Source organism: Aquabacterium sp., assembly GCF_036279675.1.
Lineage (GTDB): Bacteria > Pseudomonadota > Gammaproteobacteria > Burkholderiales > Burkholderiaceae_C > Aquabacterium.
Genome location: NZ_DASUIS010000139.1, coordinates 15,436 through 30,834 on the forward strand (window position 1 = coordinate 15,436; position 15,399 = coordinate 30,834).

Below are 15,399 nucleotides of genomic sequence, written 5' to 3' on the forward strand. Positions count from 1 at the left end.
GCGCGCCAAACCATAATCAAAAGTATGGAAAAGTACCGAAATTCCGAAGGCAGCGCTGCTCAGCAGCGAGGCTTCACCTTGACTGAATTGCTGGTGACGATGGCCATCGTGGTCATCCTGTTTGCCATTGGCGCCCCCCAACTGCAAACCTTCCTGATTCAACGCACGGTGGACAGCCAGGCAGACACATTTGCCGCCTCTGTTCGCCTGGCCCGTTCGGAAGCCATCAAACGAGGGGTGAGAGTCAGCATGTGTGCCAGCACCAATCCCACGGCGACGTTGCCCGTTTGTGCAGCAGCGGGGGCGGCTGACTGGAGCCGGGGGTGGCTGGTCTGGGTGGATGATGTCGCTCCCGCTCGGAGCTACAACGCCGGAGAAACCATTGTGAAGGTTCAACAAGCCTTCAACTCGTCCGGCAACATCGCGTCAAATGGTGGCAATGCGGTCATTTCTTTTACCCAGAACGGCATGGCACTCGCGAACAATGGGAGCTTCCAGGTTCACCCCCACATGACAGGAACCGAGGCGACAGAACCAGCTAACAACCGCTGTGTGGTGGTAAGTGTGGCCGGTCGCGTGCAAGTCAAAAAGGGGGCGTGCTAACCATGAGCAAGAGCCGAAACCAGCCACACTGGAACAATCAGACGGGCGCAACCTTGGTCGAGGTTCTCGTATCCGCCCTCCTGCTGGCGCTGGGCATTCTGGCCATGGCCGCCATGCAGGTCAACGCCGTGCAGTACAGCAAGACCAGCGAGTTCCGTACCCTGGCCACGCTGCTGGCCAACGATCTGGGTGATCGCATGCGTGCCAACCACCCCGCATTGCAAAACATGTCCGGCGCAACGGGCTATGACTATCTGAGCACCGACGCTTATGCGGCGCCCACGCTGCCGGATGAGCCAGGCACGAACTGCGCCGATGGTGTCACGACCTGTACGTTCAACCAGATGGCCGCATATGACAAGGCCGTCTGGTCACGCACGGTGTTCCGACAACTGCCACAAGGCACGGCCCGAGTCATTGTCAATGGCACTGGTGACCGCATCTATGCCGACATCTGGATCGTGTGGACCGACCCAAGCAGCAGCACATCCAACCAGGCCGCAGACAACTGCCCAGCCAACTACAACCAACCCAGCACCGTTCGCTGCGTCTACTTCCGAATCGCCATATGAGCCCGTTGACGCAATCTTTCCGCCCAAGGGCGCAAATGGGGCTCACCCTGGTAGAGCTGATGGTGTCCATGGTGATCGGGCTGGCCGTGATCGGAGCGGGCATGGCCATGTACACCACGTCGGGCTTTGCCGGCAAAGGCAGCAGTGCGCTGTCCCAAATGGGTGAAGACGCCACCCTGGCACTGAGCCTCATGCGCAACCACATTGCCATGGCTGGTTACAGCCGCATGGTCCTCGACCCAGCCAACAACACCATGGTCAAGCTCTATAACGGGCACCCCGTCTTTGGTTGCCGCTTTGGTGTGACTTCGGACACCAATGACAACTTCCTGAGCAGCACAGATCCCGCCAGCGCCCAGGTGAGCTGTGACAACGGCCTGGCCGCCGGCAACGACACCTTGATCGTCTTGTATGAAGCCGATCAGGACAACACGATTGCCAACGGCGCAGCCGCACCAACGGACTGCCTGGGCAACGGCTTGCCGCCGCCCATCACCACCAATCCGCTGGGCAGCTACAGCATCGCTGAGAACCGCTTCTTCATCAATGCCAACAACGCCTTGAGCTGCCGCGGAAACAGTGGTGCGCCCCCTCAACCCCTGGTGGACAACGTCGCCCAGATGCAGATCCTTTACGGCGTGGCCACGCCCTCCCCGACGGGAACGCGAGGCACCGTGGCCACCAGGTACCTCCGCGCCAATCAGGTAGGCGACATGAACAGTGGCAACTGGGATCAGGTCGTATCCGTCCGCCTGTGCCTGGTCATACAGAGCCGCGAGCCTGTCCTGGACGCCCCCGCCCCCTTCTTTGACTGCAACGGCGTCAGCACCCCCACCACGGATCGCCGCCTGTATCGTGCCTTCTCGACCACCGTGGTCTTGAACAATCGCATCTTCCCGAACTGAGGTCCGCCATGACATCACCTCAACATGTATTCCCGCCCAACCACGCCAAGGCACCTCGCACCCAACAAGGTGTGACGCTGTTGGTGGTCATGGTCATGCTTGTCGTGATCGGGCTGGTATCGGCATCGGCCATGCGTCAGGCCGCCAACGCCGACCTGATCAGCAACAACACGCGACTGGAAAACCTGGCCAAGCAGTCCGCAGAAACGGCCCTGAGGTTTTGTGAAGCTGGCGTCAGGAATGGCACGATCCAGATTCAGGCAGCCAATCCGACCGCCCCCGCCTGGAAGACCTTCGGCAACTGGGAAGGCACCAGCCAAACGGCCTTCAACCTGAATGAAGCCGACTTCCGGTCAGCAGACCAAGTCTCAGCGGGCACCAATCGGGCACCACAGTGCATGGCTGAGTTCAGCCCACTGAACAACAACACGTTCATCGTTACCGCACGCGGCTTCAGCCCCGACTTTCAGGCTGATGCCAACGGCAGAACCCAGCGAGGCGCCGTCGTCTGGCTTCAATCAACCTTGGTAAGAAGCTGACAGCAACACAACAAGTGCAGGAGAACCCCATGCAACGCACCCCTCGCGCACTGTCGCCTCAACTGGCCGGCCCCCACGCCATCACACTGGCCATGGCAGCCCTGCTGCATGCCACGCTTGCGCCCTCGATGGTCTACGCCGCAGCGCCATCTCAAAATCCGCTGATCAGCAAGGGCCTGCAACCCGCGCCCAACGTGATGCTGACGCTCGACACATCGTGGTCGATGATCTTTCCGTACATACCGGAAGGCAAGTTCAGCGTAGCTGGTGGGACCGTCACCTTCCCCAACAACACGTCACCCATTCTGCACCCCAAGGACACGCGTTTTGACAAGGGTAACGGCCCCTGGCTGGGAGATGGCGGCGCCATTTCGGGCGACCCATCCGACAAGGCCCCGGTATTCCAGATGCAGATGCGCTCACCTGATGTGAACGCGATGTACTACGACCCCAGGATTCGCTACAAGCCCTGGCTCAAGATCGACCCCACCACCCAGGAAAAAGTACGCTTTCCAGAAGCTGTACCAAGCATGGCTTTCTTTGACCCTACGAATGCCAATGCAGGAGATTCCAATACGTATGCGGACCTGACTGCAGCTACCACAGACATAAAGACCTATTGGTGCACCAGTTCGCCGTACCGAGCTGATGAACAAAATCCAGGCAAGCTCAATTGTGATCGAGGCACCAATGGCGGCACATCAAAGCCATTCAGCCCAGGCCTCTATTACCTGCTGGACAGCAGCCTGACAGGCTGCACTGACCCAGCAGATCCCAACTACGGCCCCTGCTATAAAAAGTTCGACATCAATACGGACACCAGCTTCACCAAATATCCGAATCGAGATGACTGTGCTGGTGCCACGTGCACGCGGGAAGAAGAACGCCGTAACTTCGCCAACTGGTTCGTCTACTACCGCACGCGCCTGCACATGGCGCAGGCGGCCATCCCCGAAGCCTTCATCAACCTGGACGATGACAAGATCCGCACAGGCATGGCCACCATCCACCAGGAGACGAGCAACAACATTGATGGCGCCTCCAGCACACACGTGATGTCTGGCGTCCGGATGCTCGACACGCAGCGGAAAGCCGAGTTGTCTGACTGGATCCGGGCCTTCAGAACGCTGAACAACGGTACGCCCTTGCGCAAGGCCCTTCTAGGCGTGGGCGACTATTTCTCGCGCACGGATTCCGGTAGCCCCTGGGCTACCAATCCAGGCTCCAATGCAGGAGAAACAACCGGCTCCATGTTGGCTTGCCGTCGCGCCTATAACGTGCTGATCACCGATGGCTACTACAACGACAGCGACCCGAATGTGGGCAACGTGGATGGCAGCAATGGCCTCGCCATCACGGGCCCCAACAACAAGCCTTTTACTTACAAGGCGGGCGATACCAGCAACAGCCTGTACGCTGACAACAAGTCCAACACCTTGGCCGACGTTGCCATGAAATACTGGAAGGCTGACATTGCCTCCGACCAATACGATGCTCGCGGCCGACTGCTTTCACAGGGCCTGGACAACAAGGTCCCTGCCGGCAGCAACACACCCGGCCAGGATCCCGCCTTCTGGCAGCATCTGGTTCAACTGCCGATTGGCCTGGGCATCACGGGCTCCGTGCCCAACGACACCATCACCAATCTCGTGAACTTCGTGAAAGCCAATGGCTGGTGGTCTGCAGCCGACTCGGGCGTACAAAAAGTCGATGACCTGCTCCATGCGGCGGTCAACACGCGAGGTCAGTACTTCAGTGCCAAGAAGCCTAGCGAGTTGAGCTCGGCACTGACCACAGCCTTGAATCGTGCGGCTCGGCGCGATGGCCTGAAGCAAGCCGGTGTGGCAACCGCCGCGCCAACCGCCATTGCTGGCAACTTGAAGTACGTGCCTGAGTACACGACTGAACAATGGATTGGCGACCTGAAGGCATACAGTCTGAACGCCAACGGCGTATGGTCAGATACACCCAAGTGGGTTGCTTCGGCCCACCTGCCAACGCCAGCCAACCGCAACATCGTCACGATTACTGGCGCCGACGGCGACAATCCGACTGGCGTCAACTTTTTCTGGCCGGCCAACAACCAAACGAGTGGTGCCGGCAGCATTGACGAGACCAGCCAGGCACTGCTAAGGCAAAACCTGCCCACAGGGGCCTCAGGTGCTGATCTGGTCAACTACATCCGTGGCGACAGCAGCCAGGAAGATACAGCACTGAAGTTGAACCTGTTCCGTCAGCGTGAGAGCAAGCTTGGCGACTTCGTGAACTCGACGCCGCTGGTACTCCAAGGCAACGTCAACCTGTTCTACGACCTGCTGCCCCAGGGAGTAGCCCCAGGATACGCGGATTTCCGCACGCAAAAGGCAGCTCGAACACGCCTCATTCTGGCTGGCGCCAACGACGGCATGCTGCACGCATTCGCTGACCCCACCGTCGAGCAATGTGTGGATTCGGGCACGACATCCCCGCCATCATGCGGCCAAGAGGTATTCGCCTATATTCCGCGCGGCGCACTGAGCAAGTTGGGCAAGTTGGCCAAACGCGACTACGGCTCAGCCAGCAACCCCCACCAGTTCCTGGTAGATGGCCCCCTCACTGAAAGTGACGTTTACCTCGACAAGCAATGGAAGAACATTGTGGTGGGCACCATGGGTGCAGGCGGCAGGGCCATCTTTGCGCTTGATGTCTCCCCTGGCACCAGCCTGGGGACATCATCGGTCATGTGGGAAAAGTCTGGCGACAATGACGAGGACTTTGGCTACATGATGGGCGCAGCCCAGGTTGGTGTGATGGCTGATGGGTCCTGGAAGGTATTTGTGGGCAATGGCCCATACAGCGACAAGGGCCGAGCCGTATTGATGATGATTGATCTCGATACCCGCGCTGTCAGCAAGATCATCACGGACGACACCTCGGGTAACGGATTGGGGGCCGTGAGACTTGTCAGGAACAGCAACCAGCAAGTTGTTGGCGCATTTGCAGGAGACCTCAAAGGCCGGCTGTGGCACTTCGACTTCGGCACGGGAAAGCCAGCGGAATTCAAGAAAACCCACCTGTTCACAACGGCGATTGACTCATCGGGGCAACCTCAACCCATCACCGCAGCGCCAAGCGTGATGTCCCACCCACTTGGTGGCTACATGATCACCTTTGGTACTGGCAAGTTGTATGACGAGACCGATAGCGACGACCACACCCTGCAGTCACTCTATGGTGTCTGGGAAAAAACAACGGACAGCACGGGGGTGGCCACCGGGCTGAGCACGTCCGACCTGGTCGAGCAGGTCATCAAACGCGACCCCGTTGCCTCCAATAGCGAGCAGACTTTTTACGGACTGGAATTCAACAAGGTGGACTATGGGCAAAAAAGGGGCTGGGTCATCAACCTGACTCAGGCCTCTGGCCAGCGTCTGATCTATCCCGGTACCCCACTGAGGGACTTTGTACTGTTCAACACCACGGTCCCTGTTACCACGGCACAAGCCAAGACTTGCGACAACAACGGTCTGGGTTTCAGTTGGGTTCTTCCCACATTGATGGACGGCACCTATGACACGTCCGTGATCATTGATACGGACGGAGATGGCATGGTCGACAAAAACAAGGACACCATCGCGTTTGGATACAAAACTGCTGCCGACGGACAAGGCACAACGCTGACAGGTGGAGGTGGAGGCGGCGATGGCAAGGTCAAAGACCTTCATACGGACGGCGACACTGACATTCAATTGCCTGGCTCATGGAAACGCGTCTGGCGCCAACTGATCACCACACCGCACCCCTGACACCATGCCCGTACCTGCATTCAACATGCGCCAGCGTCCCTTTACCAGGCGCGCGCCATTTCAAGCTGGCGCTCGCGGCTTCACTTTGGTGGAACTCATGATCGTGGTTGCCATCATCGGCATCCTGGCCGGCGTGGCCTACCCCAGCTACACGGAACACGTGGCGCGCGGTCGCCGTGCGACGGCCCAGAAGTCCTTGCAGGAAGCGTCGCAGTTCATGCAGCGCTGGTATGCAGCGCGCAATACGTTCAAGGACAGTGACGGTGGAAATCCGTCTCTGTCGAGCGTCCCAAGCGCCTCGAACTACACACTCAGCGTTGCTGTTGCAGCAGACGACCTCAGCTACACCATCACCGCCACACGCACAGGCGTGATGGCCAACGACGGATGCGGCAACTTCACCCTGACATCCACCGGCGTCAAGGGTCTCACCAACGCAGCCTCCGGCTACGACGTCGCCCGCTGCTGGAAGTAAGCCTTACTTACTCCTCGCCGCCGGCCTTCGCGCCGCGCTTGTTACCCGTCTCCTTGATCGCCGCGACGAATTCGCTCACGTCATCAAAGCTGCGGTACACAGACGCAAAGCGCACATAGGCCACCTTGTCGAGCTTGCGCAGCTCGCGCATCACCCATTCGCCCAGCTGCGTCGAGACGACTTCCTTCTCTCCGCACTGGCGCAGTCGGGCCTCGATGGCCTCCAGCGCGCTCTCCAGTGCCTCGGCGCTCACGGGCCGCTTGCGCAGGGCGATCATCATCGAGCCCTTGAGCTTGGCACGGTCGTAATCGGTGCGACGTCCGTCGCGCTTGACGATGGCCGGCAATTCGATTTCGGCGCGCTCATACGTGGTGAAACGCTTGTCGCAGCCATTGCACTTGCGCCGGCGGCGGGTCGAATCCCCCTCGTCAGAATCCCGGGTCTCGACAACTTGTGTATCGTGGTGACCGCAAAATGGGCAACGCATCGTCTTTCAACTCCCTGCAAAAAACGAAGAACAACAAGTAAAAAACCCGGCCCGGATGCACATCCGAAAGCCGGGTTGTCTGTCAGTCACGCATCATCAGCGATAGACGGGGAACTGGCGGGTCAGTGCCGCCACCTGTTCACGCACACGCGCCAGGGTGGCTTCATCGTGCGGGTTGTCCAGCACGTCGGCAATCAGGTTGCCCACTTGCACTGCTTGCTCTTCCTTGAAGCCGCGCGTGGTGAAGGCTGGCGAGCCCAGGCGAATACCGCTGGTCACCATCGGCTTTTGAGGGTCATTGGGGATGCCGTTCTTGTTGCAGGTCATGTGCGCTGCACCCAGGATGGCTTCGGCTTCCTTGCCCGTCAGGTTCTTGGGGCGCAGGTCCACCAGCATCACGTGGCTTTCGGTGCGGCCCGACACGATGCGCAGACCGCGCTTGGTCAGGGTGTCAGCCAGCGCGGCGGCGTTCTTCACCACTTGCTGTTGGTAGGCCTTGAACTCGGGCGACAGGGCTTCCTTGAAAGCCACGGCCTTGCCGGCGATCACGTGCATCAGCGGGCCCCCCTGGATACCAGGGAAGATGGCGCTGTTGATCTTCTTGGCGATGTCTTCACCGCGCATCAGGATGATGCCGCCACGAGGGCCACGCAGGCTCTTGTGGGTGGTCGAGGTGACCACGTCGGCGTGAGGCACGGGGTTGGGGTACACACCCGCAGCGATCAGACCGGCATAGTGGGCCATGTCCACCATGAAGTAGGCACCGATTTCCTTGGCGATCTTGCCGAAACGCTCGAAGTCGATGCGCAGGGCGAAGGCCGATGCACCAGCGATGATCAGCTTGGGCTTGTGCTCGCGAGCCAGGGCCTCCATCTTGTCGTAGTCGATGTCTTCCTGCTCGTTGAGGCCATAGGACACGACCTTGAACCACTTGCCCGACATGTTCAGAGGCATGCCATGGGTCAGGTGACCACCTTCAGCCAGGCTCAGGCCCATGATGGTGTCGCCGGGTTGCAGCAGACCGAAGAACACGGCCTGGTTGGCTTGCGAACCGGAATTGGGCTGCACGTTGGCGTATTCGGCGCCAAACAGTTGCTTGAGGCGGTCGATGGCCAGTTGCTCGACCACGTCGACGTTTTCGCAACCGCCGTAGTAGCGCTTGCCTGGATAGCCTTCAGCGTACTTGTTGGTCAGCTGAGAACCTTGCGCCTGCATCACTGCGGGCGAGGTGTAGTTCTCGGAAGCGATCAGCTCGATGTGATCTTCCTGACGCTGGTTTTCTGCCTGGATGGCAGCCCACAGTTCAGCGTCAACGTTGGCAATAGTGTGTTGGGCACGGTCAAACATGACTTGGCAGTCCTCTTCTAGGTTGAAGTCCCGCAGCACTGACCCCAAAAAGGCCAGGTGTGAGGGCTGCCCAGGCGAACGGCTGACTCAGCCCGGGCATCATCAGTCAAACGACTGAACAGCCCCTTGGGCTGGCCGCGCTTCCCGGTGGTTCACCACCTCAGGCAAGGGCACTGGTCAGCACCCCACCATGTATCGCCAGTTGCGCGGCTGGATCGGATTGTAATCTCAGTGAGCGGTCGGCGTCAGCAGCGCGACTTGTTCCGTACGGTGTGCTGCGGGTGCCGCTTCGCTGGCAGCAGGCACCACGGGTGACACGCCTGCAGCAGGATTGGCAGCCGCAGAGCCCGCCTTGGCTGCGGCAGCCGGGGCCACAGCGGGCACATCAGCCTGAACCACTGCTTGAGGCAGAGACACGGTCACAGGCAGCTTCACGCCATTGGCGACCTGGCGCAGATAGCCCTGCTCGGCCAGGACCTTCGCGGCATAGCCACCATCATCTACCAGGTTGGCTGCGCCCACGTAGTACTTCAGGCCGCCTTCGAGGCTGCCTGCCTTGCGGATGCACTCCTTGAGAACCTGCACACCCACGCGCAGATTGGTCACGGGATCGAAAGCTGCGTTCTGGCCGCCAAAGATCTGGTACTTGTCGCTGTGGACACGTGTCATGACCTGCATGAGGCCCTGCGCACCAACATGGCTTTGCGCAAACGGGTTGAAGCCGGACTCGACGGCCATCACGGCCAGCACCAGGGTGGGCTCCAGATTGACACGGCGGCCCACCTCCCAGGCCTCCTGAACCAGACGGCTGATCGGCTCGGGCGCCACGTTGTAGCGACGAGAGATCCAGTAGGCCACGGCAGACTGCTGGCGGTTCAGTTCGGACGGGTTGGTCGCCGTCGCGCGCTGGATGGCTTCCGGTTCGGCCATGGCCAGCAGTTCGCCGTCACCGGCATCAGCCTCATCACCAGCGGTGCCATCACGCAAGTGGGCACGCTCCATCAACCAGGTCAGGGCCTGCCCTTCCAGGCTGTAGCGCACATCGGCACGGCCCATCAGGAACAGCACAGCCACGACGGCCGTGAGGCCCACCATGGCCAAGGCGTTGTGACTCACACAACGCACACCTTCCACCACATCCTGCACGAACAGAACGGCAGGCGAACGCAGACCGGCCACCTTGCGCTTGGCCTTGGGGGACTGCTCAACTTCATCAGCACCATCTGCCACGAACTCCAGGCTCGTTGCAGCACGTTCATACGCTGTCATGCTTCTCCTTTCCTCACGTCGCCTCGGAGCGCCTCGGCAGGCTGCAAAGCCATGTGCCGAAAGCACCCCTCAGCGCCAGTGATAATGGCCCCGGCTTGAAACGATGGTGGCAGCGGTGCAAGCTCGCTCACCATCAACAAAGGCCTGCCAAACAACAGCAGACCCCAAAGAACCGCCAGGGCTGGCAGCGTGGTGCCTCAACAGAGGCACACAAGGGGAAACCCGGAAAAACTGAAGCCGGGTTCGTTCGGGGCGGATTCTAGGCAGGCCTGTAATAACCAGTCAAGCATATAGAAGTCTTCTCTTATAACTTCAAATGATGAAATACCGTGATTTGCGTGACTTTGTGGCCGGTCTGGAACGGCTCGGCGAGCTCCAGCGCGTCCCAGAGGCGGTCTCTACGTACCTGGAGATGACCGCGCTCAGCGATCGCGTGCTGCGCGCGGGTGGTCCGGCCCTGTGGTTCGAGCAACCTGTACCCCCTCAAAAAGGTGGTCAAAATAACGCAGATCGTTACAAAGTACCGGTTCTGGCCAACCTTTTTGGCACACCTCGGCGTGTGGCTTTGGGTATGGGCGCCGATGACGTGAGCGAACTTCGTGATATTGGCCGCGTCCTGGCCAGCCTCAAGGAGCCCGAGCCACCGCGCGGTTTGAAAGATGCCGGCAAGCTGTTGCAGATGGCCAAGGCGCTGTGGGACATGAAGCCCTCCACCACGCGCAGTGCGCCTTGCCAGGCCGAAGTTAGAGAAGGCAGCGAGGTAGACCTGACCGAGTTGCCCATTCAGCATTGCTGGCCTGACGACGCGGCCCCTTTGTTGACTTGGGGGCTTGTGGTCACACGCGGCCCACAGAACGTGCCCAACCCGCGCCGCCGGCAGAACCTGGGTATCTATAGACAGCAGTTGATCGGCAAGCGCCAGTTGATCATGCGCTGGCTGGCCCATCGCGGCGGCGCGCTGGATTTCCGGGAGTTCGCACTGGCCAACCCCGGCAAGCCCTTCCCCATCGCCGTGGCCCTGGGCGCTGACCCGGCCACCATCCTCGGTGCCGTCACCCCCGTGCCCGACTCATTGAGTGAATACCAGTTCGCCGGCCTGCTGCGTGGCAGCCGTACCGAAGTGGTCAATACAGATGTGGGCGAAGGAGATCAGTGGTTGCAGGTGCCATCGAGCGCCGAGTTCGTGCTCGAAGGTCACATTCCCACCGCGCCTTCGGGCTACAAGGGTGTGAGCGAACATGGTGTGCCCTTGATGGAGCGCGGAGGCTACCTGCACGCGCTGGAAGGGCCCTTTGGCGACCATACCGGCTATTACAACGAGCAGGACTGGTTCCCCGTCTTCGAAGTAAAGCGGATGACCAACCGCAAGGATCCGGTCTACCACTCTACTTATACCGGCAAGCCACCAGATGAACCGGCCGTCCTTGGCGTGGCCCTCAATGAAGTGTTCGTGCCCATCCTTCAAAAGCAGTTCCCGGAGATCGTGGACTTCTACCTGCCCCCCGAAGGATGCAGCTACCGCATGGCCATCATCAGCATGAAGAAGGCCTATCCAGGTCACGCCAAGCGCCTGATGTTCGGCGTGTGGAGCTTCCTGCGTCAGTTCATGTACACCAAGTTCATCGTGATCTGCGATGACGACGTGAACATCCGTGACTGGCAGGAAGTCATCTGGGCCATCACCACACGGATGGATCCGGTGCGGGATACGACCCTGGTGGAAAACACCCCGATCGACTACCTGGACTTCGCCTCACCCGTCAGTGGCCTGGGCGGCAAGATGGGACTCGACGCCACCAACAAATGGCCAGGCGAAACCAGTCGCGAATGGGGTCGCACGATCACCATGCCGGACGCCGTCAACGCGCGCGTGGACGACATCGTTTCGCGCATTCTTGGTCAAAAGGCTTGAGTGGCATCAACCTCATCCGACGAATGGACTTGCACTCGGCCACCGCTTGAACTACTCTGACCACGTCTGCTAGGCAGGCAACCTAAAGGGACGCAGTCACTGCGTCTTGGGAAGTGGCAAACCTACTCTTTGCCCTTTCCTCGGACGGCCCGCGTGCCGCTCCAACCCCCGGCTTCGTCCGGGGGTTTCTATTTGTGCAGTCAGGCTTTCAGCAAGGCGGCGAGGCACTCCTTGAGCGCCAGGCGCACGCCGATGCTGCCTGAAATGGAGGGCATCCAGTCAAACAGGGCCCTGTCCTCATGCTGCCAGAAGCCCATGGGCGCGGGTGTCACCTTGATCACGAGCGAGCCAGGTCGCAGGTCAGCCTGCCGCCTGGCCGCTTGCTCGAAATCCCGCAAGGCCCGAGGCATGTGGAAGGCATCCGTCACCAGCACAATCTCGGGAACTCGCTGCTCACTGAGCATCGCGATGGTCAACGCGGCATTGCCCCGTGTGTCGGCTGACTCGCCCTCCACCCAACGGATCGGCACCCCGTACGTCTTCAAGGCCACATTGGCAGCGATATCGGCCTCCGACGCCCCCTTTTCACTGAGCTGAGCCCAACCTACACCGCCGGAAAAACCCAAAGGCAAGCCCGTGCGACGAACCAGCCAGATTCCGTAGCGCAGGCGTTCCGCAGAGAACTTGGACAGGTCGGATGTTCCGTACTCTTGAGAGACGGCTTCTCGGCCGCCCCCCAGCACCACGATGGCCGCCGGCGCTGCAGCGCCTGACATGGGCCGAACGCTCTTGCGCCCCAGTTGTTCCAGGCGAGCGAGGGACTCGCCCCTCAGCGCCGGGGGCGGACTGATGAACCGGTCCTGCAACCAGACGGCCGTCCCCTGACAGGTCGACATCCATATACCGACCACGCCCGCCATCAGAACCAGATAGCCCAGGCCTCTTCGCGGCAGGATCAGGCGCGCACCGATCAGGATGAGCAACAGAAACGGCACTGGCGGCAAGGCCAAGGTGGTCAAGACAGGCTTGAATAGGCCCCAATCAGTCATCATGCAACTCCCCATCCCTGGCTTCAGCAGCATGCTGGCCATTTGGATACAGTGGAAGGAGTCTAAGCAATGGAATGCACGTCATGACCGGTCCCACCGCAGAATCTGACAGTCTCACAACGGAAGAAGCCACCTTCGCGGGCGGTTGCTTCTGGTGCATCGAGACTGTTTTCAACCAGTTGCAAGGCGTCATCGATGCCGAATCCGGCTACAGCAACGGTCAGCATCCGCACCCGACCTACGAGGAGGTCTGCTCGGGTCAAACCGGACATGCCGAGGTCGTCAAGGTACGCTTCGACCCGCGGCGCATCAGCTACCAGCAACTGCTGGAGGTGTTCTTCGCCATCCATGATCCGACCACGCCCAATCGGCAGGGGCACGATGTGGGCACCCAATATCGATCAGGTATCTACACCCACAATACCCATCAGGCCCAGCAAGCCCGAGCCATGGTTGAACACCTGGCCATCAGCAAGGTCTTCAAGGATCCGATCGTGACCGAGGTGGCGCCCATCACGAACTACCACCCGGCCGAGGCTTACCACCAGCGCTACTTTGAACAGCACCCAGGCCAGGGCTACTGCGCTGTGGTGATTTCGCCCAAGGTCGACAAATTTCGCAAGACCTTCACTGATCTGCTCAAACCCGACTGATGAGCCGAGTGCATCAGGGCGCCAGACGCTGGATCAGCCAGGCGCCGTCTGATTGCAGCTCGTACGCGATGCGATCATGCAGGCGGGAGCTGCGGCCCTGCCAGAACTCCCAGTGGTCCGGCACCAGGCGGTAGCCGCCCCAATGAGCCGGGCGCGGGGGATCGTCACCCAGCTTGGCCTGCTGCTCTTTCCAGGCAGCCTCCAGCACCTCGCGCGACGACAACACCTGACTTTGCGGAGAAGCCCAGGCGCCGATGCGCGAACCTGCCGGGCGACTGCGGTAGTAGGCGTCGGATTCCTCATCGGACACGCGCTCGACGCGCCCCTCGACACGGACCACGCGCTCCAGCTCCGGCCAGAAAAACTGCATGGCGGCCATGGGGTTGGCAGCCAGATCCTGCCCCTTGCGGCTGGCGTAGTTGGTGAACCAGACCAGCCCGGTCGCCTCTGCCCCCTTGAGCAGCAAGACACGGGTAGACGGCCGCCCATCGGCGCTGACCGTTGCCAGGGTCATGGCATTGGGCTCCAGCGCTTTGGCTTTCACCGCCTCGTCAAACCAGTGGTGAAACTGGTCAATCGGTTGGGGAAGAACATGCGACTCATCGAGTTCAGCCTGTTCATAGCTTTTGCGCATTTGCGCCAGATCGTGCGGTGTCTTGTCCATATTCAAAGTATCGGCCAGTTCCATTGCCACCTGAAATGACGGGGATCAAATCCGCGCTCGGGTATGCACCTAAGTGAAGCCTCGGTGGTGCAGCGCAGCAATTGTCGTCACACTTTGTTGCAAGAGACTGCCACATGAACACTAGAGCCACGGTCATCATCCTGCCACCATCTGTGCCAGATGGTGCGTTCCTGCCTGCGGTGTCCAGGGATCCCGTCGCCGCCTTCGGTTTGTTGCAAACCACGCTTTACCGCGTTCTGGCCAGTCAGCTTCCCATGGTGCTCGTGGCGCCCAAGGCCATCACGGATCAAGCCAGAGGCCTGCTGCCGCACAACTGCCTGGTCGACACAACGGTGGAGCCCGCCACCGGTCTGAGCTCGTTGGCACGCTCGGTCGCTGCGGGGGTTCTGGCCAGCTCACAAGCGGACGGCTGGCTGGTCTTGCCAGGCGACATGCCCATGCTGAGCGTGGACACGATCAAACTGGTATCCAGCGCCGTCCAGACTTACCCCATCGCCTACGCACAGTACCGTGCCAGGCGCGGGCATCCCATGGGCTTCGGCAAGGAACTGTTCTCTGAACTGGTTCATCTGGATGCCGACCGCGATCTGCATCGACTCACCAGCCGATATCCCGCCGAAGGCATCGACGTCGACGACCCCGGGGTCATCATGCATGGCTCTGCCACCATCGAAGACATGATCCAGCCCCACACGGACGCTGGCACGATTGCCCTTCCTCAGCACACCTGAAGCGCGCGAAACTGCTGCAATCAAAAAAAACGCCCTCGACGGGCGTTTTTCATTCACCATCCGGTGCACCCGGCAAGCGCAGCCTGCCAGATGCACCTGAGTGCAAGATTACTTGGCGACGTAAGGCGTCGTCGAGATCTTGGTCTTGCGCAGCGTGGTGGAGATGTCCTGAACCAGTGTGCCGTAGTCGAAGTTCAGAGCTTCAGCAGCAAACTCAGGCAGTTGCAGCACGCCGTTGAACACGGTCTTGATGCCGTCGGTCAACTTCAGTTGGTCCAGCACTTCATGACCAGTCACGGTCAGAGGGAACTTGTACTTCAGAGCCAGGGGGGTGGCCACGTTGAAGTTGTACAGAGGAGCTTGCTTCTGCACGGTGCCGCCATCAGG

15 protein-coding genes and 1 riboswitch are annotated in these 15,399 nt (G+C 60.3%); of the genes, 9 read left to right on the plus strand and 6 right to left on the minus strand.

Translation table 11 applies throughout. The features are described 5' to 3' along the window. Positions 1-24 precede the first annotated feature (24 nt). The 6 genes from VFW93_RS16065 to VFW93_RS16090 all read left to right on the plus strand — a co-directional run bounded on the left by VFW93_RS16065 (position 25) and on the right by VFW93_RS16090 (position 6,879). Positions 25-603: a GspH/FimT family pseudopilin gene (locus tag VFW93_RS16065; RefSeq protein ID WP_329694968.1), complete on the plus strand. Its 579-nt coding sequence runs from the start codon at positions 25-27 to the stop codon at positions 601-603. Between the two features lie 2 nt (positions 604-605). Next, the gene (gene pilV / locus VFW93_RS16070; RefSeq protein ID WP_329694969.1) at positions 606-1,175 is read left to right on the plus strand and encodes a type IV pilus modification protein PilV; all 570 of its coding nucleotides are present in this window, start codon (positions 606-608) and stop codon (positions 1,173-1,175) included. Between the two features lie 35 nt (positions 1,176-1,210). Beyond that, on the plus strand, positions 1,211-2,080 hold the full coding sequence (locus VFW93_RS16075) for a PilW family protein (protein ID WP_329694970.1): 870 nt from the start codon (positions 1,211-1,213) through the stop codon (positions 2,078-2,080). Positions 2,081-2,211: 131 nt separating this feature from the next. Further along, the gene (locus VFW93_RS16080; RefSeq protein WP_329694971.1) at positions 2,212-2,619 is read left to right on the plus strand and encodes a hypothetical protein; all 408 of its coding nucleotides are present in this window, start codon (positions 2,212-2,214) and stop codon (positions 2,617-2,619) included. 29 nt (positions 2,620-2,648) lie between these two features. Next, positions 2,649-6,404, plus strand: a complete 3,756-nt coding sequence (locus VFW93_RS16085) for a pilus assembly protein (RefSeq protein ID WP_329694972.1) — start codon at positions 2,649-2,651, stop codon at positions 6,402-6,404. A gap of 25 nt (positions 6,405-6,429) precedes the next feature. Next, a complete protein-coding gene (locus VFW93_RS16090; RefSeq protein WP_329694973.1) occupies positions 6,430-6,879 on the plus strand; it encodes a type IV pilin protein in 450 nt (149 codons plus the stop codon). 7 nt (positions 6,880-6,886) lie between these two features. Here VFW93_RS16090 and nrdR read toward each other — a convergent pair whose 3' ends face one another. From nrdR to VFW93_RS16105, 3 genes are all read right to left on the minus strand, one after another. Continuing rightward, complete coding sequence (nrdR, locus tag VFW93_RS16095) at positions 6,887-7,366, minus strand: transcriptional regulator NrdR (RefSeq protein WP_329694974.1); 480 nt, start codon at positions 7,364-7,366, stop codon at positions 6,887-6,889. Between the two features lie 96 nt (positions 7,367-7,462). Next, entirely contained in the window at positions 7,463-8,713 is a 1,251-nt protein-coding gene (gene glyA / locus VFW93_RS16100) for a serine hydroxymethyltransferase (RefSeq protein WP_329694975.1), read from the minus strand. Between the two features lie 61 nt (positions 8,714-8,774). After that, positions 8,775-8,929, minus strand: a riboswitch (ZMP/ZTP riboswitch). A gap of 12 nt (positions 8,930-8,941) precedes the next feature. Continuing rightward, complete coding sequence (locus VFW93_RS16105) at positions 8,942-9,982, minus strand: lytic transglycosylase domain-containing protein (protein ID WP_329694976.1); 1,041 nt, start codon at positions 9,980-9,982, stop codon at positions 8,942-8,944. Between the two features lie 319 nt (positions 9,983-10,301). Here VFW93_RS16105 and VFW93_RS16110 point away from each other — a divergent pair, with 319 nt between their 5' ends. Beyond that, positions 10,302-11,894, plus strand: a complete 1,593-nt coding sequence (locus tag VFW93_RS16110; RefSeq protein ID WP_329694984.1) for a UbiD family decarboxylase — start codon at positions 10,302-10,304, stop codon at positions 11,892-11,894. A 200-nt stretch (positions 11,895-12,094) separates the two neighbouring features. On the opposite strand, the gene VFW93_RS16115 is transcribed toward VFW93_RS16110, so the two are convergent. Then, the gene (locus VFW93_RS16115) at positions 12,095-12,946 is read right to left on the minus strand and encodes a YdcF family protein (protein ID WP_329694977.1); all 852 of its coding nucleotides are present in this window, start codon (positions 12,944-12,946) and stop codon (positions 12,095-12,097) included. A gap of 80 nt (positions 12,947-13,026) precedes the next feature. Here VFW93_RS16115 and msrA point away from each other — a divergent pair, with 80 nt between their 5' ends. Beyond that, entirely contained in the window at positions 13,027-13,596 is a 570-nt protein-coding gene (gene msrA, locus VFW93_RS16120) for a peptide-methionine (S)-S-oxide reductase MsrA (RefSeq protein WP_329694978.1), read from the plus strand. A gap of 13 nt (positions 13,597-13,609) precedes the next feature. Here msrA and pdxH read toward each other — a convergent pair whose 3' ends face one another. Next, positions 13,610-14,284, minus strand: coding sequence for a pyridoxamine 5'-phosphate oxidase (pdxH, locus tag VFW93_RS16125; protein ID WP_329694979.1), 675 nt, complete (start codon positions 14,282-14,284; stop codon positions 13,610-13,612). Positions 14,285-14,394: 110 nt separating this feature from the next. Here pdxH and VFW93_RS16130 point away from each other — a divergent pair, with 110 nt between their 5' ends. Next, positions 14,395-15,012, plus strand: coding sequence for a nucleotidyltransferase family protein (locus VFW93_RS16130; protein ID WP_329694980.1), 618 nt, complete (start codon positions 14,395-14,397; stop codon positions 15,010-15,012). A gap of 108 nt (positions 15,013-15,120) precedes the next feature. Here VFW93_RS16130 and VFW93_RS16135 read toward each other — a convergent pair. Then, on the minus strand, positions 15,121-15,399 hold a 279-nt coding region (locus VFW93_RS16135; RefSeq protein ID WP_329694981.1), incomplete at its 5' end, for a hypothetical protein.

What these genes read in the sequence shown, in the direction of transcription:
- VFW93_RS16065 (WP_329694968.1), top strand. Translation starts at nt 25, where the DNA reads ATGGAAAAGTACCGAAATTCCGAAGGCAGCGCTGCTCAGCAGCGAGGC.
- pilV (WP_329694969.1), top strand. Translation starts at nt 606, where the DNA reads ATGAGCAAGAGCCGAAACCAGCCACACTGGAACAATCAGACGGGCGCA.
- VFW93_RS16075 (WP_329694970.1), top strand. Translation starts at nt 1,211, where the DNA reads ATGGGGCTCACCCTGGTAGAGCTGATGGTGTCCATGGTGATCGGGCTG.
- VFW93_RS16080 (WP_329694971.1), top strand. Translation starts at nt 2,212, where the DNA reads ATGCGTCAGGCCGCCAACGCCGACCTGATCAGCAACAACACGCGACTG.
- VFW93_RS16085 (WP_329694972.1), top strand. Translation starts at nt 2,649, where the DNA reads ATGCAACGCACCCCTCGCGCACTGTCGCCTCAACTGGCCGGCCCCCAC.
- VFW93_RS16090 (WP_329694973.1), top strand. Translation starts at nt 6,430, where the DNA reads ATGCGCCAGCGTCCCTTTACCAGGCGCGCGCCATTTCAAGCTGGCGCT.
- nrdR (WP_329694974.1), bottom strand. Translation starts at nt 7,366, where the DNA reads ATGCGTTGCCCATTTTGCGGTCACCACGATACACAAGTTGTCGAGACC.
- glyA (WP_329694975.1), bottom strand. Translation starts at nt 8,713, where the DNA reads ATGTTTGACCGTGCCCAACACACTATTGCCAACGTTGACGCTGAACTG.
- VFW93_RS16105 (WP_329694976.1), bottom strand. Translation starts at nt 9,982, where the DNA reads ATGACAGCGTATGAACGTGCTGCAACGAGCCTGGAGTTCGTGGCAGAT.
- VFW93_RS16110 (WP_329694984.1), top strand. Translation starts at nt 10,302, where the DNA reads ATGAAATACCGTGATTTGCGTGACTTTGTGGCCGGTCTGGAACGGCTC.
- VFW93_RS16115 (WP_329694977.1), bottom strand. Translation starts at nt 12,946, where the DNA reads ATGATGACTGATTGGGGCCTATTCAAGCCTGTCTTGACCACCTTGGCC.
- msrA (WP_329694978.1), top strand. Translation starts at nt 13,027, where the DNA reads ATGACCGGTCCCACCGCAGAATCTGACAGTCTCACAACGGAAGAAGCC.
- pdxH (WP_329694979.1), bottom strand. Translation starts at nt 14,284, where the DNA reads ATGGAACTGGCCGATACTTTGAATATGGACAAGACACCGCACGATCTG.
- VFW93_RS16130 (WP_329694980.1), top strand. Translation starts at nt 14,395, where the DNA reads ATGAACACTAGAGCCACGGTCATCATCCTGCCACCATCTGTGCCAGAT.